Genomic DNA, 21,778 nt, shown 5'->3' with positions numbered 1-21,778 from the left:
TGCCTCATTGGCCGGTTGAAAGCTTCTCCAGAATGGCATCTGCCCCTTGATCACGCAGCCTCTGCGCAAGTCCGCGGCCGATCGACTCGTCGTCTTCCGGCGCTCCGCGCAAGTCGCCGGCAATGACCCGCCTTCCATCCGGCGTCGCGATGAAGCCGCGGAGCCAGAGGCGATCGTTCTCGAGCAGCGCAAAGGCAGCCAGCGGCACCTGGCAGCTGCCGCCGAGCGCACGAGAAAAGGCACGTTCGGCGCGTACACAGTGCGCACTGTGACGATCGTTGAGCGGTGCCGTCAATGCGAGGATTTCCGCCCGGGTCGAGCAGACCTCAATCCCGAGCACACCCTGGCCTGGTGCCGGCAGCGACTGCTCGGGCGTCAACAGGGATTTGATCCGCGCCGCCAGACCAAGCCGAATCAGGCCAGCGGCAGCCAGGATAATCGCATCGTACTCACCGGCATCGAGCCGTCGGAGCCGTGTATCCAGGTTACCGCGCAGACTCCGGATCACGAATTGCGGATGACCGGCGCGCAGGATCGCTTCGCGGCGCAGGCTGGAGGTACCGACCACGGCATTGGCAGGTAGCTCGTCGAGCCCGGCAAAGCGATTGGAAACGAAAGCATCACAGGGATTCTCACGGGCCGAGATGGCCGCCAGGACGAAACCCTCTGGCATCTCCATCGGCACGTCCTTCATCGAATGCACTGCCAGATCCGCACACCCCTCCTGCATCGCCAGCTCGAGTTCCTTGATGAATAGACCCTTGCCGCCGATTGCCGACAGGGGGCGGTCGAGGATCTGATCACCGCGGGTGGTCATGCCGAGAATCTCCACTGCAATCCGCGGGTACAACTCCGCCAGACGACTCCGAACGTATTCCGCCTGCCACATAGCAAGACGTGATTCACGGGAGGCAATGACAATACGCGACGTAGCTGCGGTTGCAGACATCAACACCGGATTCCAGTAAGAGTTGAAGCACACTTGCCATACGACCAGCAAATGCAGGCTGCATCAACGCTGAAGACGCCAAACTTGGTAGAACAATATTAACACGCCCACTGGCTCTGCTTGCTGCACTCGATCGGCTTGCTCACTGCAGGCGCGTTGCGTCGTCTCTTGCATCGAAGCTCGCCCCACTTGGGCAGACGGCAGCAGCCAACAGCAATTGACCGCGGCGCATGCAGCGGCACCACACACCGTCCATTGTCATTCAGGAAGCCGTCTGCCGCACGTAGGACTTCACCAGGGGCCACTGCCGACGACTCACGGGAAGTCTGTCCGGAATATCGCGCAGCATGACCTGCCACTGAGTCTCGGCATCGTCGGAAGCACTCTTCTCAAAACCCGAAATCGCGTCCTTGGCTGCCAACACGCTGCGATGCAAGCGGATAAACTGCTCACCAAACTCGTGTTCGAGATGAGTCAATGATTCCTCAAGAAGGAACTCGCGATCACGTGTGCGCGCCGTCACGTACTTCAAGTCCGCCTTGAAGTAAAGTATCTCGGGCACTGGAATCAGCAGCAAACGACCACGTTCATGGCAGGAGAGATGGGTACGCGCAGCCTGCTGCAAATGCGCAAGCTGCGTTGATGTCAGCGGACGGCTTTGTCGTGCCTTCTGTAGCGCAGTCAGCAGACGCTGCGCGCGCACCGGTTTCAACAGATAGTCAATCGCATTGAGTTCAAAGGCCTGCACCGCGTAGGCGTCAAAGGCGGTCACGAAAATCACCGCTGGTGGATACTCCAATGCCGACAGATGCCGGGCGAGTTCGATGCCATCCATTTTCGGCATCCGGATGTCGACCAGAGCCACGTCAACCCGTCGACCCGCGATCGCATCCAGAGCGAGCAAGCCGTTCCCAGCCTCGGCAAGGATTTCGGTCGGCAATGCCGACGCGATATCGGCCAGTAGGTCGCGCAGCCGTGCCCGTGCCGGGGCCTCGTCGTCGACGATCATCACCGACAGCACCGGACTCACTGCTGCGGCAATCACGGCCAATGGCCCCGGCAAGGCAAGACGATGTGTACCCGATACTCGCGCCGGCCATCAGCCAACAGCACCTCACCTGTATCGAGTCGAGCTTCGAGATCGTAGTAGAGTGCCAACCGCTCACGGAGGTTATCGAGAGCCATGTGGTTGCCATGCTGATGATCGGCGCCCACGCTGCACGGATTGGCCAGATCCAGATGCAGCGCATCGCCTCGACGCATCAAACCGATGCGGATGGTACCGCTGTCTCCCGCTGGCTCGATGCCGTGATAGACGGCGTTCTCGAGCAGTGGCTGCACCAGTAGCGGCGGAACCTTGAGATCGAGAGGAAGATCAGCCGTCTCCCATTGGACGTTCAGGCGGTCGCCAAGACGAAGCTTTTCAAGGTCGAGATACTGCCGACACAAAGCAATCTCGTCAGCGAGGGGTACCAGTTCTCGCGGATCGCGCATGAGCGCGCGAAAAAGTTCGGCCAACTCCTCAAGCGCGGTCTCGGCACGCTGCGGGTCCAGGCGGATCAAGGAGATCACTGCATTGAGGCTGTTGAACAGGAAATGCGGCCGGATGCGTGCGGTCAGCCATTGCAGTCGGGCTTCGGCAAGTGCTGGTGACAAGGCGCTGACGCGCAGTGCAAGATAGGACAGCATGAAGGCCGCCGTTATCCCGCCAAGCAGACCAGCTCGCATCAGGCGCTGCCAACCACCCTCGTCTAGAGTCAGCAGACGCGACAGGTCCGACAGCAGAACCGCGGACCCTGCGGCCAAGAGTATGACCGCGGTCCGCCCGATCCAGATGGCCTGTCGCTGCAACAACTTGCAGAGTAAGGCGAGCAGGGCCAAATTAAAAAATAGTAACGGTTGCACCCATGCAGCCATGCGCATGTAATGCTGCACGCTGTCACTGAGCCGCTCGCTCTGAACAAGCGCCGCCACCAGTGCCAGCAGGTTTACCCCGAGCAGGATACGGAGCATGACTCCAGCATTGCGGAAATCGGGCAGAGGCTGACCAGCCAGGTTTTGCTTTATACTTGTCATGACTCGAAGTGCCGCCTGTACAGGGTTTTACGAGTGATTTTAGCCCAGGAACCTGTCCCCCATGAACGAATCGGATTCTTCCCAATACACCTGGGCCGGCCGCTTCTCCGAGCCAATGTCGGAGCTCGTCAAGCGTTACACGGCCTCGCTGAGCTTTGACCGGCGCATGTGGCGTCAGGACATCCGAGCATCGCTGGCACACGCCACGATGCTTGCAAGGCAAGGCATCATCACCAGCGACGACCTGGCCGATATCGAGCGTGGCATGGCGCAGGTGGTGCGTGAAATCGAAGCTGGTAGCTTCATCTGGTCACTCGACCTGGAAGACGTGCACCTGAACATCGAGAAGCGCCTGACAACGCTGGTCGGCGATGCCGGCAAACGTCTGCATACCGGTCGCTCGCGCAATGACCAGGTGGCCACTGATATTCGTCTGTATCTCCGCGACGCGATCGATGACATAGCCATTCTGCTTGACGAGTTCCAGACCAGGCTGCTCGATCTCGCCACGCGGGAAGCGGCGACACCACTGCCAGGTTTTACACACCTCCAGGTCGCGCAGCCGATCACCTTCGGCCATCACCTGCTGGCCTATTTTGAAATGTCTCGGCGTGACGCCGAGCGCTTCGCCGACTGTCGCCGACGCACCAACCGTCTTCCCCTCGGTGCAGCAGCACTGGCCGGCACGACCTATCCAATCGATCGACAGGTGGTCGCAGATCTGCTGGATTTCGATGGGGTCTGTGAGAACTCGCTGGATGCCGTTTCCGACCGGGACTTTGCGATCGAATTCTGTGCCGCCAGCGCGCTGATGATGATGCATCTCTCACGCCTGTCGGAAGAACTGGTGCTGTGGATGAATCCGCGTTTCGGTTTTATCACGCTCGCCGACCGGTTCTGCACCGGCAGCTCGATCATGCCCCAGAAGAAGAATCCGGACGTTCCCGAATTGGCCCGCGGCAAGACCGGGCGGGTGTACGGTGATCTGATGGCGCTATTGACGCTGATGAAAGGCCAGCCTCTTGCCTACAACAAGGACAACCAGGAAGACAAGGAGCCGCTGTTTGATGCCATCGACACGGTCACCGACACACTGCGTATCTTTGTCGAGATGATTCCCGGTATCACCGCCCAGGCGGAGAACATGCGTGACGCTTTGCGACAGGGCTTTGCCACCGCAACCGACCTTGCTGACTATCTGACCCGCAAGGGCTTGCCCTTCCGTGACGCCCACGAAACTGTCGGCTTGGCCGTGCGCCGCGCTGAGAAGCTCGGCGTGGACCTCGCTCAGCTTTCGCTCGCTGAATTGCAGCAATTTTCGCCACTGATTGGCGACGACATCTTTGCCGTACTGACGGTCGAAGGGGCCCTGGCTGCGCGCGATCACCCAGGTGGTACAGCACCGAAGCAGGTCCTCGCGGCCATAGCCCGCGCCCGTCGTCGGTAGCCCCCTCAACGTGGAAGGCATGGAGAAGATCGGCAAGTACGAGCTTGTCCGTGAAATCGGCCGTGGCGCAACTTCTATCGTCTACCTTGGCAGCGACCCCTTTACTCAGCGAGCGGTGGCAGTCAAGGTGGCGTTTCCGGGCATTCTGAAAGATCCCAGACGGGGCAGGCTCTACACACATCTGTTTCTCAACGAAGCTGCGCTGATTGGCAGGCTATCTCATCCGCATATCGTTCAAACCTACGACGCGGTGGTCGACGACCATCTCTGCTATATCGTCATGGAGTATGTCGCAGGCGGCACCTTGGAGACTGCCTGCTCGACCGGCAGACTGCTACCGATTGAGCGCGTCGTCGAGATTATTTTCAAGTGCACGCGAGCGCTCGAGTTTGCTTTTCGAGCTGGTATCACCCACCGCGACATCAAGCCCGCCAACATCCTCTTCGCGAGCACGAACCCCGACGACGACGACATCAAGATCTCCGATTTTGGTGCCGCGATCATCGGCTCTCCAGACCACACGCTGGTTCTCGGAATTGGATCGCCAGCATATATGTCGCCGCAACAGGTCAAGGACCAGACACTCGACCACCGGACCGACATCTATTCTCTCGGCGTCGTCATGTACCAGTTGTTGACCGGACAACTGCCGTTTCAGGCTCGCAACAGTTACGACCTGATCTACCAGATCATCAACGCAGAACCGCGCAGGCCTTCGGCGTTAAGGAACGATATTCCATCATCACTCGACGCCATCGTTGCGCGGGCAATGAGCAAGAAACTAGAAGGCCGTTACACCAACTGGACCGAATTTTCACGTGATCTGGCGCAAGCCTTTCGCAGCAACAGATTCAAGCTGCCGGCAGACCCGATGGCGGATTTCGAGAAATTCGACACGTTGCGCTCTTTCACCTTCTTCGCTGACTTTTCCGATGTCGAGATCTGGGAGGTCGTGCGGTTCTCGAAGTGGAGCCGGGTTTCGCCTGGCACAGTGATCATCGCGGACGGCATTGCCGGCGATTGCTTCTACTTTCTTGCCGAAGGTGAACTGAAGGTACTCAAGAACGGTCTGATTCTTGATTTTCTGACAACCGGCGAGTGCTTCGGCGAGATGGCGGTAATTGGAAAAACAACGTCAAAGCGTGGCGCTGATATCATCGCCGTGACCGATGCCCATCTGGTAAAGGTCACTGGAAGCGCTTTGCGGGATTCTTCCGAAAGCTGTCGAATGCACTTCTACCAGTCTTTCCTCGCCGTGCTTAGCGCGCGTCTGACGTCGGCAAACGTTCGTCTCGTGTCCTTCTAAACTGTTCGTGTCAGCGGCCTGCATGAGCCATGCATCGAACCATCAGTGGCCGCACCATGGTGCGACACCGCCGGGGCCCATGAGGGCTTGCCGCTGGTAGCTTGTGCGAACGACGCCAGTCGTCGCATCGAACAGCACGTCGAAACGCGCGAGCTGATTCCATGAGTCGCAGAATTGCCACTCCCAGACCAGTTCGTCGCGCGCCTTGAAGTAGTTCGTCCATTGGGGCACTGGCGGCCCAATCAGACGAAGCACCATCTCCTTGCCACTCATCCCCGGTTCGATGCGCGCGAAATGTTCCAGGTTGAGCACGCGTTCAATCCGCAGCAGTCGGCCACCCGGATCAATGAACACCATGAACGTCTGAGCAGCTGCTGGCCCGCGCGGATAGGCCAGTTGCTGGCCGCCACCAGGATCCTTCCAGCTCAGTGCCGGGCTACCCATCACCGCGATCACGTCGGGCAAGGTCGCCACTCCCGGCTGCAGACCCCTGCCACTGTAACCAGCACAAGCCGTCAGGAAGAACCCGCAGACCAGGACCGACAGGTACTGCCGCAGTGACCGAAGACTGTTCATTTGTTCCCTCCGTCATCCGATATCGCCACCCACATGATCGCTTGAATCCCTTATCGGTGTACAAGAGCTTGCCGTGAATCCTTCAGCTGATATATATTAGTACTTTCTGATTATCGAAGCGGAGGCGTAGTGAGCAAGTCCTTTACCCTGATCACACACGATGTTTCGAAAGCGCTCGGGACCCTGCGTAATGATATCCCGGAAACGATGCTGGGTTTCAATGCGATGGCCAAAGCGGCACTCGCTCCCGGCGCGCTGTCAGCCCTCGATAAGGAATTGATTGCCCTGGCGATCGGCGTCTCCAGCCGTTGCGACGCCTGTATCGGCTTTCATGTCAGAGCGCTGATTCGCTTGGGCGTCAGCCGTGAGCAATTGATGGAGACACTTGCCGTGTGCACCTATATGGGAGGGGGGCCATCGCTCATGCATGCCGCCGAAGCGGTACGGGCGTATGAAGAAATGACCTCCGACAAGCCACCACAAGTCAACGCTCGATAAAGATCAAAGTTGCCACTGCGAACGGCCGACCCGGTGGAACGTGCCTGACCGCCTCGGAAGGCTCTGAATCATGAAAATCATTCAATCAAGACGTTTTCCGGTATCTCTGTCTCCTGCCTAACAGCCCACGCCAGAGGGAGGCACAAGGCACGGGTAGGCGATCAGATCGGATCAACGAGACCTTCAAGCAATTTCTGCAACTCTCCATCCTCATACATCTCGCGCATGATGTCGCAACCACCGACGAACTCGCCCCGCACATAGAGCTGAGGGATTGTTGGCCAGTTGGCATACTCCTTGATGCCGCTGCGAATCTCCGGATTCTCCAGCACGTTCACACTCAGAAAGCCGGATACCCCACAGGCTCTCAGAATCTGTACCGTGACCGCCGAGAAACCACATTGTGGAAATTGCGGGGTCCCCTTCATGTAGAGAACGACCGGGTTGGCCGCTATCTGCTCCTTTATCACGTGTAGCACATCCATCGCAAAGCCTCGCAATTGCTATAGTTGATAAAATCAATCGAGTATAAGTCTACCGTTGCTGACACCCCTCGTCAACGCAGGCAGCCGCCGCTGACTCGTTCCACTCTCGACAGGTCGGCCCAAGACGTCACGTCACGCAGCCCTTCCGCGTGCAGCAAATCGCGCACTGCGGCTGCCTGGTCGTACCCGTGCTCGATCAGCATCCAGCCACCCGGCAGGAGATGGCTTGCGGCTCCGCCAGCAATCAAGCGAATGCAGGCCAGACCGTCGCCACCGACCACGCCATCTGTCAACGCCATCTGTGGTTCAAAAGGCAGCCCGTTCTGCCGTAGGTGCGGATCGTCATCGCTCACGTAAGGCGGGTTGGCGACAATCAAATCGAAACGTTCATCCCCCAGCGGTGAATACCAGTCACCGAGAATTAGCCTGACGTCGGCCGTATGCCCGCGGGCATTGAGGCGCGCCACGTCGAGTGCCCCCGGAGAAACGTCGACCGCAGTGATCATGGCCTCCGGGAGTAGGAGCTTGAGGGTTACTGCCACCACCCCCGAACCGGTGCCGAGATCGACAATACGTGGTGCAGACAACAGTCGCACCTTTTCCATCGCAAGTTCGACCAGCAGTTCCGTTTCGGGACGCGGAATCAGAACTGCGGGGGTAACCATGAACTCAAGGCCGTAAAAGGCCGCAGAGCGAAGTACATACGCCAGCGGCTCGCCACTGGCTCGACGCTTGACGAGCGCGTCGAGTCTCGCCAGCAGATCAGCCGACAGTGGCCGGGTCGGATGTGCAATCAGATCAACGTGCGTACAACCGGCCACGCTCTCGACAAGCAAGCGGGCGTCGAGCCGATCAATGCGCTGGCTGGCTGCACGCCAAGCGTCTGCAATACTGGTCACGAGCCGCTTCAGCAACGAGGAAAAATCATCGAAAAGAAGTCGCGTCGCCGGCCAAGACACAAAACGGCATCAACCCTTGACCATGACATCAGTCGCTCTCGGCGAGCAGCGCGAGTTGATCAGCCTGGTACTCTTCCGTCAGGGCAGCGATCAGTTCGTCAAGGTCGCCGTCGAGGATGGCATCAATCTTGTACAAGGTCAGGTTGATGCGATGGTCGGTGACTCGCCCTTGTGGGAAGTTGTAGGTCCGAATTCGCTCGGAGCGGTCACCACTGCCGATCAGATTCCTGCGCGCCGAGGCGATATTCGCGTGTTGCTCACGCTCCTGCATATCCCTGATACGCGCTACCAGGACTGACAATGCCTGCGCCTTGTTCTTGTGCTGCGACCGATCATCCTGGCATTCGACGACGATCCCGGTCGGCAGGTGCGTGATGCGCACGGCCGAGTCGGTCTTGTTGATGTGCTGCCCGCCGGCGCCCGACGCCCGGTAAGTATCAACCCGAATCTCGGCCGGGTTGATCTGTACTTCCTCGAGCACATCGGCCTCGGGCATGACCGCGACCGTGCAGGCCGAGGTATGGATGCGCCCCTGTGTCTCGGTGTCCGGCACACGCTGCACGCGATGACCACCGGACTCGAACTTGAGCCTCGAGTAAACGCCATTGCCGATGATCCGTGCGATCACTTCGCGATAGCCTCCAAGGTCTGAAACGCTGGCCGAGATGATTTCCACCTGCCAGCGCCGGCGCTCGGCGTATCTCGCATACATCCGGAACAGATTGCCGGCAAACAGGGCCGATTCGTCCCCACCCGTACCAGCCCGTATTTCGAGGAAAACGTTCCGATCGTCTTTGTCATCCTTCGGCAACAGCAGCTTCTGCAGATTGGCCTCAATCTCCGGCAGGCGCTCCCTGGCCAGGACGACTTCTGCCTCGGCCAACTCCCGCATTTCGGGGTCGGCCAACATTTCGATCCCCGACGACAGGTCGTCCTGGGTTTTCCGCCAAGCCTGGTAAAGCGCAACCACCGGGCCAAGTTCGGCGTGTTCGCGTGACAGTTTGCGATATTCGCCCATATCGCGTGTAGCCTGGCCACTAGCCAGCATCCTGTCGAGTTCGTCGAGACGCCCGGTGAGATGCTCAAGTTTGTCGCGAATGTTCGGGTTCATGGAAGAGTCCGTTCAAACCGGAAGGCCGGCGGAAAAGACGCAGCAAGGCAAGGTCAGGCGACGACGGCCGCTAGTCACCAAGGTGCGGGTCCAGATGCAAGTGGAACAGGCGTGCCACGACGGACTGCAAGTCATCTCGGTCGCCGCCGGCCCGGGTCAACGCCTGTGTGGGTGCGTGGAGGAACTTGTTGGTCAGCCGATGCGAGAACTGGTCCAGGACGCGTGCCGGGTCTTCGCCTTTGGCCAGCAACCGCAGGGCAAGCTCCATCTCATGCCGTCGCGCTCGCTCGGCAGCATCCCGAAGCGACCGAATCACTGGCACTGTACCACGCGTAGCCAACCAGCGCAGGAACGTCTCGACACGCTCAGAGATGATCGCTTCGGCATCTACGACCGCTGCCTGGCGCGACTCGAGGCCTGACTCGACCACATGCGCAAGATCATCGATCGTATAGAGAAAGACATCGTCCATCTCGCCAACTTCAGGCTCGATATCGCGCGGAACCGCAAGATCGACCATGAACATCGGGCGATGGCGGCGCAGCCTGATGGCGCGCTCGGCCATGCCCAGACCAATGATCGGCAGCGGACTGGCCGTACACGAAACGACGATATCGAACTGCGATAATCGCTCGCCAAGTTCCTCGAGCCTGATCGCGGAACCGCCAAAGCGATCTGCCAGCGCGCGGCCACGCTCGACCGTTCGATTGGCGATAACCACCTGCTTCGGCTGCTGAGCCGCAAAATGCCTGGCACACAGGTCGATCATCTCGCCCGCACCAATGAGCAGAATCCTCTGATCGGCAATGCGCTCGAAGATGTGGCCTGCCAAACGCACAGCGGCCGCAGCCATGGAAACGATATTGGCACCGATTGCTGTCGTCGAACGTACTTCCTTGGCTGCCGCAAAAGCGTGCTGGAAAAGCTTGTGCAAAGTCGTGCCGAGAGTACCCGCTTCGTCTGCAGCACGGACCGCTTCTTTCATCTGCCCAAGGATCTGGGGCTCTCCGAGAACCATCGAATCGAGCCCACTGGCAACACGGAAAGCGTGGCGCACGGCATCGCGTTCTGGATAGCTGTAAAGGTACGGTTCTATCTCGTGGCAGGCCAGTCCATGATAGTCGGCCAGCCAGTGTGTTGCCGCCTCCGGCACATCCGTGGCAACATAGACTTCGGTCCGATTGCAGGTGGACAGAATCGCCGCCTCGTGAACAGGCTTGCAACGCGTCAGGTCAGTCAGCGCCTCGGACACCCGTTCAGCGTGAAAAGCCACCTGCTCACGAACCGAAAGGGGCGCTGTGTGGTGGTTGATGCCCAGGGTAAACAGCGGCATTCTTCGAAGACAGTAGGCAAGGGATGGCAAATCGGCCGATGATTATATCACCGGCGCCGCCAACCTCCTCGAGCGCGCCACTCTGCTAAAACCAGCGAGTCAGGCGACATCCGGCCCTGGCTTGCCAATAAAATACCCTTGTGCGTAGTCCACACCGAAACTCCGCAACATGTTCAAGGCGCGTGCATCCTCCACGAACTCGGCGACCGTCTTTTTGCCAAAACCACGCGCCACTTCCGCTAGAGCCCTGACAAAGACCTGGTCGTCCGGGCTGTCGACGAGGGTACGGACAAAGGACCCGTCGATCTTGACGTAATCGACCGGCAACTGCTTGACATAGTTGAACGAGGAATAGCCAACGCCAAAGTCGTCGAGCGAAAACGCGCAGCCAAGTTCCCGTACGGCGTTCATGAATGTGCGGGCGGCCGAGAAATCCGATACCGCAGCCGTTTCGGTGATTTCAAAGACGACGTGACTGGGCAACAGCGGACTGCGGGAAAGTTCATCACGGATAAAGGACAGCAGACCCGGATCGTCAATACTGACCCCGGACAGATTGATCGAGAATTTGTAGTCCTTGCCCACCGCAAACAAGGCCAGGATCTTGTCGAATACCTGCCGGATCACATTTCGATCGATCTCACGTATCAGGCCGGTCTTTTCAGCCACCTCCATGAACTCGCCAGGAGGAATCGGCATACCGTCTGCCGACCGCATCCGCACCAGCGCCTCATAGTGACTCACCTGCCGTGCACGGATATCGAGTATCGGCTGATAATGGACAACCAGCCCTCCATCAGCCAGAGACCGGTTGATCATCTCCTTCCAGTGCAGGCGGCTCTGCATCTCTTCGTGCACCCCTTCCCCCTCAGAGTAGAGGTGCCAGCCGGCTCCACCCTTTTTCTTCGCCTGATACATCGCAATATCGGCATTGGCTAGAAGCTGCTCGACATCCATCTTCGCTTCGGAAAAAACCACGATACCGATGCTGGCAGATACCTGATGGTTCGCTCCCAACCCCGGACACTTGATTTCCGCGAGCCGCTTGTTGATTTTCTCCGCCACCTGGATGGCGCCATCGCGATCACATTCGTGGAGCAGAACTCCCAGTTCGTCGCCCCCCAACCTTCCCAGCAAATCACTCGCACGTGCGACATTGCTGATCTCATCCGCTACCGTCCGCAAGAGGGCATCGCCAGCCTGGTGCCCACTCACATCGTTAACCAGCCTGAACTCATCAAGGTCGAGATAGAGCAGCGCTCCGTCTTGCTCCAGACGACGGGCACTAGCCAGCGCTCGCTCCAGCTCATGCTGGAAATGCTGTCGATTCACCCGACCTGTGAGGGGATCGTGCTCAGCCAGATAACTGACACTTGACTCGGCTCGCTTGCGTTCCGTGTGGTCGATCCCGACCGACAGAATCATCACATCGTCACCGGAACGGCTAGAAAGACGCGAGTGGTTCCACGTGATTTCGTAAGACCGACCGTGTGCGGCTACCAGAACCGATTCCAATTGAACGTGCTGACGACCACCAGCCACGAGTCCATGCAAGGCTTGCTGGACCGACAATTCAGAAGACCCGTTTGACGAAACCAGCTCGAAAAAGCGCTTACCCAGCAGGTCATCCGCCCCCCAGCCTAAAAGCAGGCGGCCGTATCGATTCAACGTTAGTATCCGACCGACTGGGGACTGCGTGAGTATGATGACCTGAGCAGTATCGAGCAGGCTCTTGCTGAAGTCTCGTTCGACCGATATGCGCTTCAGCATTTTCTGCGTCTCCGCGGAATGCGCGGCAACCTCCGTCTCGAGGTTCTCCAGTCGATACGACAAGGCAATGGCGGCCTCATCCAAACTATCGATCTCATCATCGACCAAGCGTCGGACGCGCGGATCAATTCGCGCGCGTGCCTCGGCAAACGCGCGCCGGCCGAGCAGGGGTATGGCGAGCACTGCCCGGGTCATCCTTTGCAGGGGCGCATGTACCAGCAACGCCAACAGCAATAGCGAAAGCAGTGAGGCCAGCAGTTCGCCCTGCAAACGGTTCACCACTGATTCCCGAATCTCGGCCAAGGGGTGCGTCAGATCGTCAATCACCACCATCATCGCTGGTGGTGCTGAGCCACTCTGAGCATCCAGAGCAAGAAACGACAACTCAAACTGCCTGCCATCGTAACGCAGCGACAAGTAGGCGTGATCAGGAAAGGGAGGAATCGGAGGGATCCACGTCAGTTGACGAAGCAGCGGCCGGTATTTTCCCTTGTCGCTCAACTCGATCACCCGCATGCCGACCAGCGGCAAGAAGGATTCGTCCGCCGGGACATCAGCGGCTGACCGCGTCGGGATCAGGACGCCGAGATCAGCACCACCAGACACACTGGGAAAAGAGTTAACCACGTCGGCCGGCGAACTGCCAAGGACAACCGCCCCGGCAACCCGGCCAGCCGATAGAATGGGCGCCGCCGCAAACTCGGTACAGACCTCCCGACAACGCGTCCAATGCATGGCTAACTCACGCTCTATGACGGCGCGGACATGGCCATCCCGTTCAACCTCGAGCAGCGCATCCGTAGGCCAGGTGGCCAACGGCGGACCGGTTGTGGCATAAACCTGAAGCGAAACGATACCGAGGTCAAACTCCAGTGCCGGCCAGTAGCTGTCAAGATGCCGTCGCAGCAAAGTGCTCCCGGTCTGCGTCTGAAGCAGAGCCACGCCTACCGGATCGAAGGCCGCCAGCACGCCAGCAAGTCCCTGCAGCCGCTGTCCGAAGTCATCGCGCAAAGCGAAAGCTTGGCCGACCAAGCGCCTGCGTGTCTCCGAACGCTGCTCTTCAAAGCGAGTCGTCAGGTGTTGGAAATGCATCCAGGACAGCGCGCCGTTGACCGACAGCATCACCACCCCCAGCGTCAGCAATACCTTCCACTTGAGACTGAGGAATCTGGAGCGGCCACGCACTTCCCTAACGGATCGACTGTCCTGCATTTCAGATGGGAATACCAGAACTAGAAGCGGAAGGAAGCTTGCAACATGAAGATATCCCAGTCGCGGCGCAGCGCCTGGGGCTGGGGGTTGTCCTGCGCTGCCAGGAAACCGGTGCCATCAACGCGATGTACCTCGGCGCGCAACATGAACTGTGGAGTGACGTCATAGCGCAGGCCAACCGTCCAGTCCTTGGCGAAGCGCGTGAAACGCGGCAGGCGGGTGGCGGCTGCAAAGTCCTTGCCATCACGATCATCCTTGTCAGCGTAATACGCGTCGTAGCGCACCAGCGCTTCCCACTGTGGCGCGAGTCGGTAGGTTCCCTGGACATAATAGCTCTGCCCGTCCGCCTTGCCGTTGTAAAAAAATGGCCCGAAATCGTCGACAGAGGTTCGACGGAAGGCGTACTCGCTGGTCAGACTCCAGGCCTCGGCGTTGTACTGGGCGGAAAAGATCAGCGGCGTGAGCTTGAATCTGCCGGCCATAAGGACATCGCCATAGCCCGGCCTGTATCGCAGGTCGAGGCGCAAGGCAGTGAACGCGAGCCGATACCTGCTGCCAGCTCCCTCGTACATCACCTGTAAATCCGGAGCAAGTTTCGAATCCACACTTCCAGGGCGATTCAATCCGACCAAGGCCACCTTGGCCGCGTCGGCATCTGTCTGGGGTTGCCCGTAAGCAAAGCTGGCAGACAGCATACCGGATTCGCCGTAACGCTCAAAATAGAGCTCGGCACCATCGGCTGATACCGTCAGGTTGCGCGTCCGCTCGAAATAGATCGACTGCGGCAGAATGATACTCGGTCGGGTGAAAGGCACGTCTCGAGTCGTATTGTACAAACCATAGGCGGTCTTGACCCGTCCCAAACGGATTCCACCCCGTCCATCCTCACTCGACAGTGCTGCCCAGTCGACCAATCCGTAATCGAGACGGACGCCACCGTTATCAATCTCCCCAGCCACACGGGAAAGCAGTTGGGCTGACAGTTGCAGTGCAGGCGTCACCCGCCACGATGCATTGACGCCAACCTCCCTGAAATCCTTGCTCACCTGGTCATCACTCTGACCGAAAAGGTTGTTGTCGGTGGTATTCACCAGCGTCAAAGAAGCGAAACCGTGCAGCTGAAAATCGCCACCCAGCAAGTCCAGCGCACGTGCCGCCGTGGCCCACAGCGACAACATGCCAAACAGGGCGATGCAGGAGGTCGTCCTAGCGAATCTTGAGTACACGCACATTCTGACCAACCTCGCTCGCCTTGACGTAACCGATCGCCCCTGCTGTGGATGCCACTCTGGACAGCATCTCCTGTGTCGAACCGACCTGCTCCGGATATTGCCCCTGCCCCGAAAAGACCTGCCGATCCCAGGCCATTCGCAATTGATGAGGAAACACTTGCAATACGGTCTTGCTAAAGGTGGCATGTTCCAACGTGTCATCCCGGAGAACGAACACCTTCACCGGCGTCTCGGCCGGCCATTTCTGCAAGCGCATGCCAAAGATGGCGCGCAGGGAAGATCTGGGAATCGTGTCTTCGCTCGTGGCAGGATGGGCGATGGCAACCATCACCGGCTCAGGCGTCTGGGCATGTGCGATGGCTACGAGCAGGGCCATCGCGAAAAGACAGAGCAAAACCACTCGCACCAGCGAAGTCCCGAATTTAATGGCAGGAATCGTTTCCATCACAGCGCATCCTACCAGACAATGGATTCGACGTTTCGCTCCTCCTCGAACACCAACGCCATCAGCCATCGAGACAGCAATCAAGCTTCAACGGGTTTGCCGTCGCAATTCCCGACCCGCCCTCTCCCATCACCTTTCGCGGAGCGGAGAATGCCCCGACTTGACCCGGCTTGAGTCATGCCTCCTACCCTTGGGCAAGGCACCAATCCTTTCACGAGGTCCCAGACCAATGTCCGCCCAAGTACCATCACCCTGCTGCAAGACTGCTGGACAAAAAAAAGCCACGGCGCACCGTGGCTCGTGCTCGGCCCGAAGGAATCACCCACGGGCAAGCAGCCTGCCGGTCGCTGAGGCACTTTCCATCCAGCGCTTGATGCGATTGGCATCACCAATGCGGGTCTGCTTGCCCGCCGAGTCAAGCAGCACAATGACCACCGGCTTGTCGGCAACCTGCGCCTGCATGACCAGGCACTTGCCCGCTTCCCGAATGTAACCGGTCTTCGACAGCCCAATCGCCCAAGTCGGACTGCTGACCAACTGATTGGTATTGTGAAAGTCAAGATCACGACCTTTCACTTCGACTCGCGCTCCGGGGGTCGTCGAAAACTCGCGAATCAAGGGATAGCGATGCGCAGCAGCAACCATCCGTGCCAAGTCATGCGCCGTGGATACGTTGTTGCTGTTGAGACCGGTCGGGTCTTCAAAACGCGTATCTTTCATGCCGAGGGACAGAGCCTTGCGATTCATGGCTGCCACAAAGGCCTGCAAGCCCCCCGGATAGTGACGCCCCAGTGCGTTCGCCGCACGATTCTCCGACGACATCAGCGCCAGCAAGAGAGCAGTTTCGCGAGTGATTTCAGCGCCCACGCCGAGGCGCGAACGACTACCCCGAAGATAATCCACATCCTCGTCGCTAATCGTAATCGTAGCTTGTAGATTGGGAAGACTGTCGAGCACAACCATCGCCGTCATCACCTTGGTAATCGAAGCGATCGGTACGACGACGTTGGCGTTCTTCTCATAAAAAAGCTCTCCGCCTTCGCCTCCAATCACCAGCGCTGATCCCGACTGAACCGCCAACTTTCCGGGTTCCTGCCAGATGTCGACATGCGAGGCAAGATCCTTGGTCAAATTCCGCTGCTGTGCCGCGTGCGTCAAAGAACTCCTTGCGGGTGCAGGGATAGACCTGCCTTTTCGAGCTAAAGCTGTAGGTTTTGGCTGCGCTGACCGAGCTACCGCGCTGTCTTTCGTGGCCAGCGGCACGGCTTTGCCGTTGGCAGTTACCGGCTTAGCTTTCCCTTTTTCCGCCACCGGAATGCCCTTTGCCTGGTCCGATTTAACCCTGCCGCCCTTGCTCAGGGTGGCGTTGCTCGCTATCGGCGTGGCTGTGCCCTTCTTGGCTACCGGCGCGACGTTGCCCTTCTGCGCTACCTGAACGCCCTTGCTCTTCTGTGATTCGGCCCTGCCCTTAGCCTTCTCGACGGCCTCTGCAGTTTCCATCGCGAACATGGTCGTGCCCACGACACAAGGCACCAGCACTAGTGCTTTCAGCATCATTCGCATTACAAGCCTCCTGCGGGATTCAATGTCTCCCAATTCTACAACAGGCCGTTATCGGAACACCATAGCTGATCAAAAATAACAGGATAGCGATAGTATCTTATCTATCACATGATGTGCTTGTCCGGGTTGCAGAAAGGCTGCGAGTTTGCTCGACGACGCGAGGGACCCATGTGAGCGAGAGCGACCGGCGCACTGGCGCCGGGGTGGAAAAAGCGGTCAGCGCTCATTCATCAGTTTATCAACCACCGTCAGCGCGGTCATGTTGACAATCCGCCGCACCGTAGCCGTCGAAGTCAGGATGTGCACGGGTTGAGCAGCGCCCAAAAGGATCGGTCCAATCGTCAGGTTGTCACCCGAAGCGATCTTCAGAAGATTGAACGAGATGTTGGCTGCATCCAGCGTAGGCATGATCAAGAGGTTGGCTTGCCCTTTCAGGCGAGCGTCGCTTGGAAAAACCCGCTGCCGGATGTGATCGTCAAGCGCTGCGTCCCCGTGCATCTCGCCCTCGACCTCGAGCCGTGGCGCGCGCTCCTTGAGCAACCGCAGTGCTTCGCGCATTTTGCGTGCAGTTGGCGTGTTCTCGGAACCAAACGACGAATGCGACAGCAGGGCAACTTTCGGCGTGACGCCAAAGCGACGGACCTCGTCGGCAGCAAGCAGCGTCATGTCCACCAGTTGCTCCGCCGATGGGTCGTAGTTGATGTAGGTGTCCGCCAGGAAGAGCGTGCGATCGGGCAGCACCAGAAGACTCATCGCATACAGGTTCCGGACTCCCGGCGCCAGACCGATAACGTGTTCGACATACTCGCGATGCACATCGTGGCGACCAAAGGTGCCGCAGATCAGTCCGTCTGCGTCGCCCATGCGCACCATCATGGCGCCGAACAGCGAGGCGCGGCGCCTGACTTCGCGTCTGGCAAATTCGACCGAGACACCCTTACGCTCCATCAGATGCCGGTACTCCCGCCAGTACGGCTCGAAATGATCATCGAAAAACCCGTTGTTGTCCGCATAGACGATATCGAAGTCGGTCCCCGGGCTGACTCGCAGGTTGAGAGCTTCGAGTTTGCGCGTGATCTCGCCAGGATGGCCGATCAGAATCGGTCTGGCTATTCCCTCGTCGACGATAACTTGTATTGCGCGCAGCACGCGGTCGTCCTCCCCTTCCGCAAAAACAATCCGCCTTGGCGCCTGCTTGGCCTGTGAGAAGACCGGCTTCATGATCAAGCCGAAGTGATAGACGAACTCGTCCAGACTGTCGCGATAGGCATCGATATCCCTGATTGGCCTGGCTGCGACCCCGGAGTTCATTGCTGCCTCGGCAACCGCCGGCGCTATCTTGCCGATCAGCCGGGGATCAAAGGGGTTGGGAATCAGGTACTCCGGACCGAAGTTGGCGTGCTTTTCGCCATACGCCTGGACCGCAACTTCCGATTGCTCGACCCGTGCCAACTCGGAAATCGCCTTGACGGCGGCCAACTTCATCGCCTCAGTAATGGTCGTGGCCCCGACATCGAGCGCACCGCGAAAAATGAAGGGGAAGCACAACACGTTGTTGACCTGATTCGGGTAGTCGGAACGGCCCGTGGCGATGATCGCGTCGCCACGCACGGCCTTGACATCTTCAGGCCTGATTTCCGGATTGGGATTGGCCAGAGCCATAATCAACGGCGAGGGCGCCATCCTGGCCACCATCTCCTTCTTGAGGACGCCACCAGCCGACAACCCGAGGAAAACATCCGCTCCTTCGATGACTTCGTTAAGGGTCCGGGCGTCGGTCCGCTTTGCGTACCGCTCCTTGATCTCGTCCATATCGTCGACGCGCCCGTGGTAAACGAGCCCCTTGATGTCGGTCACCCAGATATTGTCGACCGGAATGCCCAGCATCACCAGCAAGTCTAGGCAGGCGAGCGCGGCAGCTCCGGCGCCCGAGGTCACCAGCTTGACCTGGTCCAGTTGCTTGCCTTGAAGGAAGAGACCGTTGAGGATTGCTGCACCAACAACGATTGCGGTACCGTGCTGGTCGTCATGAAAGACCGGAATCCTCATCCGTTCACGCAGCTTCTTCTCGACGTAGAAGCACTCCGGCGCCTTGATGTCTTCGAGGTTGATGCCACCAAAGGTCGGCTCCAAGGAGGCGATGATCTCGACCAGGCGATCGGGGTCGCGTTCCTCGATTTCGAGGTCAAACACGTCGATATTCGCAAACTTCTTGAACAGCACTGCCTTGCCTTCCATCACTGGCTTGGCAGCCAGCGGGCCAATCGCGCCCAGGCCAAGAACCGCCGTGCCATTGGTAATGACGCCGACCAAGTTGGCCCGCGAAGTAAGGGTGCTCGCTTCACCCGGAAAAGCGACAATCTCTTCGCAGGCAGCAGCCACTCCAGGAGAGTAAGCCATTGACAGGTCATACTGGTTCGCCAGTTGCTTGGTCGGCTGTATCGACACCTTGCCGGGCTTTGGGTTGCGATGGTAGAACAGGGCGGCAGTACGGAGCTGGTCTTTTTCCTTGTGCATTCTTCACTCTCCTTGCGACTATCGGGCCATGGCAGATGCGCAGGCTAGCCGACTGTCAAGCGATGACATCTCATGAACATTGCCAGGGCCTTTCACCAGAACGACACTTTCGGTGGACCGTGAGCGTTGGTCGGACCTGTGGCATAATTACACAAACTCTCACAGACTTGTAGCACCAACGCCTAGCATGCTGTATCACACCCCTGCACGAGGCTTGTTTATCGCCAGCCGCGACCGACGCGTCGCACCCGACTGGGCTGGAAAAACTATTACGGCTCCCAGCCCTTTTGCTTTCGCTCTGCGCGCGCCGCTCCACGGTAACTTCCGCTTCTCTACCTTCCTTCGAGAGTGATTGCCATGAACCAGACTGTTTCCATCAATGCCCCCGACTACGTCAAACATGAACGCCTGAAAAAATGGGTTGCCGAAATCGCGGCACTCACCGAGCCAGCCCAGGTTGTCTGGGCTGACGGTTCGCAGGAAGAATACGACCGTCTCTGCGCCGAACTGGTCGAGGCAGGCACCTTCATCAAGCTCAAGAAGCGCAAGAACTCGTTCCTGGCCTTTTCGGATCCTTCGGATGTTGCCCGCGTCGAAGACCGCACGTACATCTGTTCTGAGAAAAAGGAAGACGCCGGCCCAACCAATAACTGGGAAGACCCGGCCAAGATGCGCGGAATCCTCAGCGGCCTGTTCAAAGGCTGCATGAAGGGTCGGACGATGTACGTCATCCCGTTCTCGATGGGACCGGTCGGCTCACCTATCGCCCAGATCGGCATCGAGATCACCGACAGCGCCTACGTCGTGGTCAACATGCGCATCATGACCCGCATGGGCAAGGACGTCTTCCCGGTCCTTGGTACCGACGGTGTCTTCGTTCCTTGCGTGCATTCGATTGGCGCCCCAAAGGAGCCGGGCCAGAAGGATCCGCGCTGGCCGTGCAACCCGACCACCAAGTACATCGTGCACTATCCCGAAACCCGCGAAATCTGGTCCTACGGCTCGGGCTACGGCGGCAACGCGCTCCTCGGCAAGAAGTGCCTGGCCCTGCGCATCGCTTCCAACATGGCGCGTGACGATGGCTGGATGGCCGAACACATGCTGATCCTCGGTGTCGAATCGCCCGCCGGCAACAAGCACTACGTCGCCGCCGCTTTCCCGTCGGCCTGCGGCAAGACCAACTTCGCCATGCTGGTACCACCGCAGAGCCTGAGCGGCTGGAAGATCACCACCATCGGCGACGACATTGCCTGGATCAAGCCGCGCAAGGACAAGGACGGCGTCACCCGTCTCTACGCGATCAACCCGGAAGCTGGTTTCTTCGGCGTTGCCCCCGGTACCAACGACAAGACCAACTTCAACGCCATGGCGTCGCTCGCCGAGAATACCATCTTCACCAACGTCGCACTGACCGATGACGGCGACGTCTGGTGGGAAGGTATGGGCCCGGCGCCCGCACATGCGATCGACTGGCAAGGTAACGACTGGACGCCTGAGATTGCGAAGGAGAAAGGCACCAAGGCCGCTCACCCGAACTCCCGCTTCACCGCTCCGGCGGCGCAGTGCCCGTGCATCGACGACCAGTGGCAGAGCACGGAAGGGGTTCCCATCTCGGCCTTCCTGTTCGGTGGCCGTCGTGCCTCGACCGTGCCGTTGGTCTGCCAGACTCGTGACTGGGAGCACGGCGTTTATGCTGCCGCCACGCTGGGTTCCGAAACGACCGCTGCCGCTTTCGGCCAGCAGGGCGTCGTCAGGCGTGACCCGTTCGCCATGCTTCCGTTCTGCGGCTACAACATGGCTGACTACTACAGCCACTGGCTGAAGATGGGCAAAGCAACCGACCAGCCGGTGCCAATCTTCATGGTCAACTGGTTCCGCATGAACGAGAAGGGCGAATTCGCGTGGCCCGGCTTTGGTGACAATGCAAGGGTCCTCAAATGGATCATCCAACGCTGCGAAGGCAAAGTCTCCGCCAGGGAAACCACCCTCGGCTGGATGCCCAACTACGAGGACCTCGACTGGTCCGGCACCGACTTCTCCAAGGAAGAGTTTGCCGGCGTCACCAGCCTCGACAAGCAGGCCTGGCTGAGCGAACTCGAAGGCGTGAAGGACTGGTTCGGGAAGATGGGCGACAAGCTGCCGGCCACGCTGGCTGACGTCCGCGACAAGTTCGAGAAGGAATTCCAGGCAGCCTGAGCTTTCTCTGCCATCAAGGAGGCCGCCTTTGGGCGGCCTTTTTTTCGCCCAACCTTCACCCTGTCGTTAAACTGTCTGCTTCGCCACAACCGTGATCACTGAA

General features: G+C 59.0%; 18 protein-coding genes. 5 read left to right on the top strand and 13 right to left on the bottom strand.

The window, feature by feature from the left end; translation table 11 throughout:
• Positions 1-4: 4 nt before the first annotated feature.
• The 3 genes from hemC to V5B44_RS07705 all read right to left on the bottom strand — a co-directional run bounded on the left by hemC (position 5) and on the right by V5B44_RS07705 (position 2,962).
• Positions 5-949, bottom strand: coding sequence for a hydroxymethylbilane synthase (gene hemC / locus V5B44_RS07715; protein ID WP_332358494.1), 945 nt, complete (start codon positions 947-949; stop codon positions 5-7).
• A 262-nt stretch (positions 950-1,211) separates the two neighbouring features.
• Positions 1,212-1,994, bottom strand: coding sequence for a LytR/AlgR family response regulator transcription factor (locus V5B44_RS07710; RefSeq protein ID WP_332358493.1), 783 nt, complete (start codon positions 1,992-1,994; stop codon positions 1,212-1,214).
• On the bottom strand, positions 1,991-2,962 hold the full coding sequence (locus V5B44_RS07705; protein ID WP_332358492.1) for a sensor histidine kinase: 972 nt from the start codon (positions 2,960-2,962) through the stop codon (positions 1,991-1,993). Before V5B44_RS07705 ends, V5B44_RS07710 begins: the two co-directional genes overlap by 4 nt.
• A 124-nt stretch (positions 2,963-3,086) precedes the next feature.
• On the opposite strand from V5B44_RS07705, the gene argH reads away from it, so the two are divergent.
• Together argH and V5B44_RS07695 are read left to right on the top strand one after the other, a co-directional pair.
• Positions 3,087-4,472 carry an argininosuccinate lyase gene (argH, locus tag V5B44_RS07700; RefSeq protein ID WP_332358491.1) on the top strand — a complete coding sequence of 462 codons (1,386 nt, stop codon included), beginning with the start codon at positions 3,087-3,089 and terminating at the stop codon, positions 4,470-4,472.
• 19 nt (positions 4,473-4,491) lie between these two features.
• Positions 4,492-5,778, top strand: coding sequence for a serine/threonine-protein kinase (locus V5B44_RS07695; protein ID WP_332358490.1), 1,287 nt, complete (start codon positions 4,492-4,494; stop codon positions 5,776-5,778).
• A gap of 42 nt (positions 5,779-5,820) precedes the next feature.
• Here the strand turns inward: V5B44_RS07695 and V5B44_RS07690 are convergent, their stop codons facing one another.
• Positions 5,821-6,354, bottom strand: a complete 534-nt coding sequence (locus V5B44_RS07690; protein WP_332358489.1) for a hypothetical protein — start codon at positions 6,352-6,354, stop codon at positions 5,821-5,823.
• Between the two features lie 129 nt (positions 6,355-6,483).
• Here V5B44_RS07690 and V5B44_RS07685 point away from each other — a divergent pair, with 129 nt between their 5' ends.
• Positions 6,484-6,852: a carboxymuconolactone decarboxylase family protein gene (locus tag V5B44_RS07685; RefSeq protein WP_332358488.1), complete on the top strand. Its 369-nt coding sequence runs from the start codon at positions 6,484-6,486 to the stop codon at positions 6,850-6,852.
• 161 nt (positions 6,853-7,013) lie between these two features.
• On the opposite strand, the gene grxD is transcribed toward V5B44_RS07685, so the two are convergent.
• From grxD to V5B44_RS07660, 5 genes are all read right to left on the bottom strand, one after another.
• The gene (gene grxD / locus V5B44_RS07680; RefSeq protein WP_332358487.1) at positions 7,014-7,337 is read right to left on the bottom strand and encodes a Grx4 family monothiol glutaredoxin; all 324 of its coding nucleotides are present in this window, start codon (positions 7,335-7,337) and stop codon (positions 7,014-7,016) included.
• Between the two features lie 71 nt (positions 7,338-7,408).
• Positions 7,409-8,236: a peptide chain release factor N(5)-glutamine methyltransferase gene (prmC, locus tag V5B44_RS07675; protein WP_332358486.1), complete on the bottom strand. Its 828-nt coding sequence runs from the start codon at positions 8,234-8,236 to the stop codon at positions 7,409-7,411.
• Between the two features lie 88 nt (positions 8,237-8,324).
• The gene (gene prfA / locus V5B44_RS07670; protein WP_332358485.1) at positions 8,325-9,407 is read right to left on the bottom strand and encodes a peptide chain release factor 1; all 1,083 of its coding nucleotides are present in this window, start codon (positions 9,405-9,407) and stop codon (positions 8,325-8,327) included.
• Between the two features lie 70 nt (positions 9,408-9,477).
• The gene (gene hemA / locus V5B44_RS07665) at positions 9,478-10,740 is read right to left on the bottom strand and encodes a glutamyl-tRNA reductase (RefSeq protein WP_332358484.1); all 1,263 of its coding nucleotides are present in this window, start codon (positions 10,738-10,740) and stop codon (positions 9,478-9,480) included.
• A 99-nt stretch (positions 10,741-10,839) separates the two neighbouring features.
• Positions 10,840-13,041, bottom strand: a complete 2,202-nt coding sequence (locus V5B44_RS07660; protein WP_332358483.1) for a putative bifunctional diguanylate cyclase/phosphodiesterase — start codon at positions 13,039-13,041, stop codon at positions 10,840-10,842.
• 234 nt (positions 13,042-13,275) lie between these two features.
• Here V5B44_RS07660 and V5B44_RS07655 point away from each other — a divergent pair, with 234 nt between their 5' ends.
• A complete protein-coding gene (locus tag V5B44_RS07655; RefSeq protein WP_332358482.1) occupies positions 13,276-13,746 on the top strand; it encodes a hypothetical protein in 471 nt (156 codons plus the stop codon).
• Here the strand turns inward: V5B44_RS07655 and V5B44_RS07650 are convergent.
• From V5B44_RS07650 to V5B44_RS07635, 4 genes are all read right to left on the bottom strand, one after another.
• Positions 13,743-14,948 (bottom strand): hypothetical protein, encoded by a 1,206-nt coding sequence (locus V5B44_RS07650; RefSeq protein WP_332358481.1) that lies wholly within the window; start codon positions 14,946-14,948, stop codon positions 13,743-13,745. The genes V5B44_RS07655 and V5B44_RS07650 overlap by 4 nt on opposite strands.
• Positions 14,929-15,399, bottom strand: coding sequence for a hypothetical protein (locus V5B44_RS07645; protein WP_332358480.1), 471 nt, complete (start codon positions 15,397-15,399; stop codon positions 14,929-14,931). The genes V5B44_RS07650 and V5B44_RS07645 overlap by 20 nt, the downstream gene beginning before the upstream one ends.
• Positions 15,400-15,717: 318 nt before the next feature.
• Positions 15,718-16,962: a D-alanyl-D-alanine endopeptidase gene (pbpG, locus tag V5B44_RS07640; protein ID WP_332358479.1), complete on the bottom strand. Its 1,245-nt coding sequence runs from the start codon at positions 16,960-16,962 to the stop codon at positions 15,718-15,720.
• A gap of 216 nt (positions 16,963-17,178) precedes the next feature.
• Complete coding sequence (locus tag V5B44_RS07635; protein ID WP_332358478.1) at positions 17,179-19,479, bottom strand: NADP-dependent malic enzyme; 2,301 nt, start codon at positions 19,477-19,479, stop codon at positions 17,179-17,181.
• Between the two features lie 357 nt (positions 19,480-19,836).
• Here V5B44_RS07635 and V5B44_RS07630 point away from each other — a divergent pair, with 357 nt between their 5' ends.
• Positions 19,837-21,675, top strand: coding sequence for a phosphoenolpyruvate carboxykinase (GTP) (locus tag V5B44_RS07630; protein ID WP_332358477.1), 1,839 nt, complete (start codon positions 19,837-19,839; stop codon positions 21,673-21,675).
• The last annotated feature ends 103 nt before the right edge of the window (positions 21,676-21,778 follow it).

Source organism: Candidatus Accumulibacter necessarius (assembly GCF_036625085.1).
Note: the sequence above shows the minus strand (reverse complement) of the source record. Positions and strands in the feature narration are given on the sequence as shown.

Excerpts from the sequence above, each read along its gene's own strand:
- prfA (WP_332358485.1), bottom strand. The coding sequence starts at position 9,407 with ATGAACCCGAACATTCGCGACAAACTTGAGCATCTCACCGGGCGTCTC.
- grxD (WP_332358487.1), bottom strand. The coding sequence starts at position 7,337 with ATGGATGTGCTACACGTGATAAAGGAGCAGATAGCGGCCAACCCGGTC.
- V5B44_RS07635 (WP_332358478.1), bottom strand. The coding sequence starts at position 19,479 with ATGCACAAGGAAAAAGACCAGCTCCGTACTGCCGCCCTGTTCTACCAT.
- pbpG (WP_332358479.1), bottom strand. The coding sequence starts at position 16,962 with ATGCGAATGATGCTGAAAGCACTAGTGCTGGTGCCTTGTGTCGTGGGC.
- V5B44_RS07645 (WP_332358480.1), bottom strand. The coding sequence starts at position 15,399 with ATGGAAACGATTCCTGCCATTAAATTCGGGACTTCGCTGGTGCGAGTG.
- V5B44_RS07655 (WP_332358482.1), top strand. The coding sequence starts at position 13,276 with ATGGCCATCCCGTTCAACCTCGAGCAGCGCATCCGTAGGCCAGGTGGC.
- hemC (WP_332358494.1), bottom strand. The coding sequence starts at position 949 with ATGTCTGCAACCGCAGCTACGTCGCGTATTGTCATTGCCTCCCGTGAA.
- V5B44_RS07705 (WP_332358492.1), bottom strand. The coding sequence starts at position 2,962 with ATGCTCCGTATCCTGCTCGGGGTAAACCTGCTGGCACTGGTGGCGGCG.
- hemA (WP_332358484.1), bottom strand. The coding sequence starts at position 10,740 with ATGCCGCTGTTTACCCTGGGCATCAACCACCACACAGCGCCCCTTTCG.
- V5B44_RS07630 (WP_332358477.1), top strand. The coding sequence starts at position 19,837 with ATGAACCAGACTGTTTCCATCAATGCCCCCGACTACGTCAAACATGAA.
- V5B44_RS07690 (WP_332358489.1), bottom strand. The coding sequence starts at position 6,354 with ATGAACAGTCTTCGGTCACTGCGGCAGTACCTGTCGGTCCTGGTCTGC.
- V5B44_RS07695 (WP_332358490.1), top strand. The coding sequence starts at position 4,492 with ATGGAGAAGATCGGCAAGTACGAGCTTGTCCGTGAAATCGGCCGTGGC.
- argH (WP_332358491.1), top strand. The coding sequence starts at position 3,087 with ATGAACGAATCGGATTCTTCCCAATACACCTGGGCCGGCCGCTTCTCC.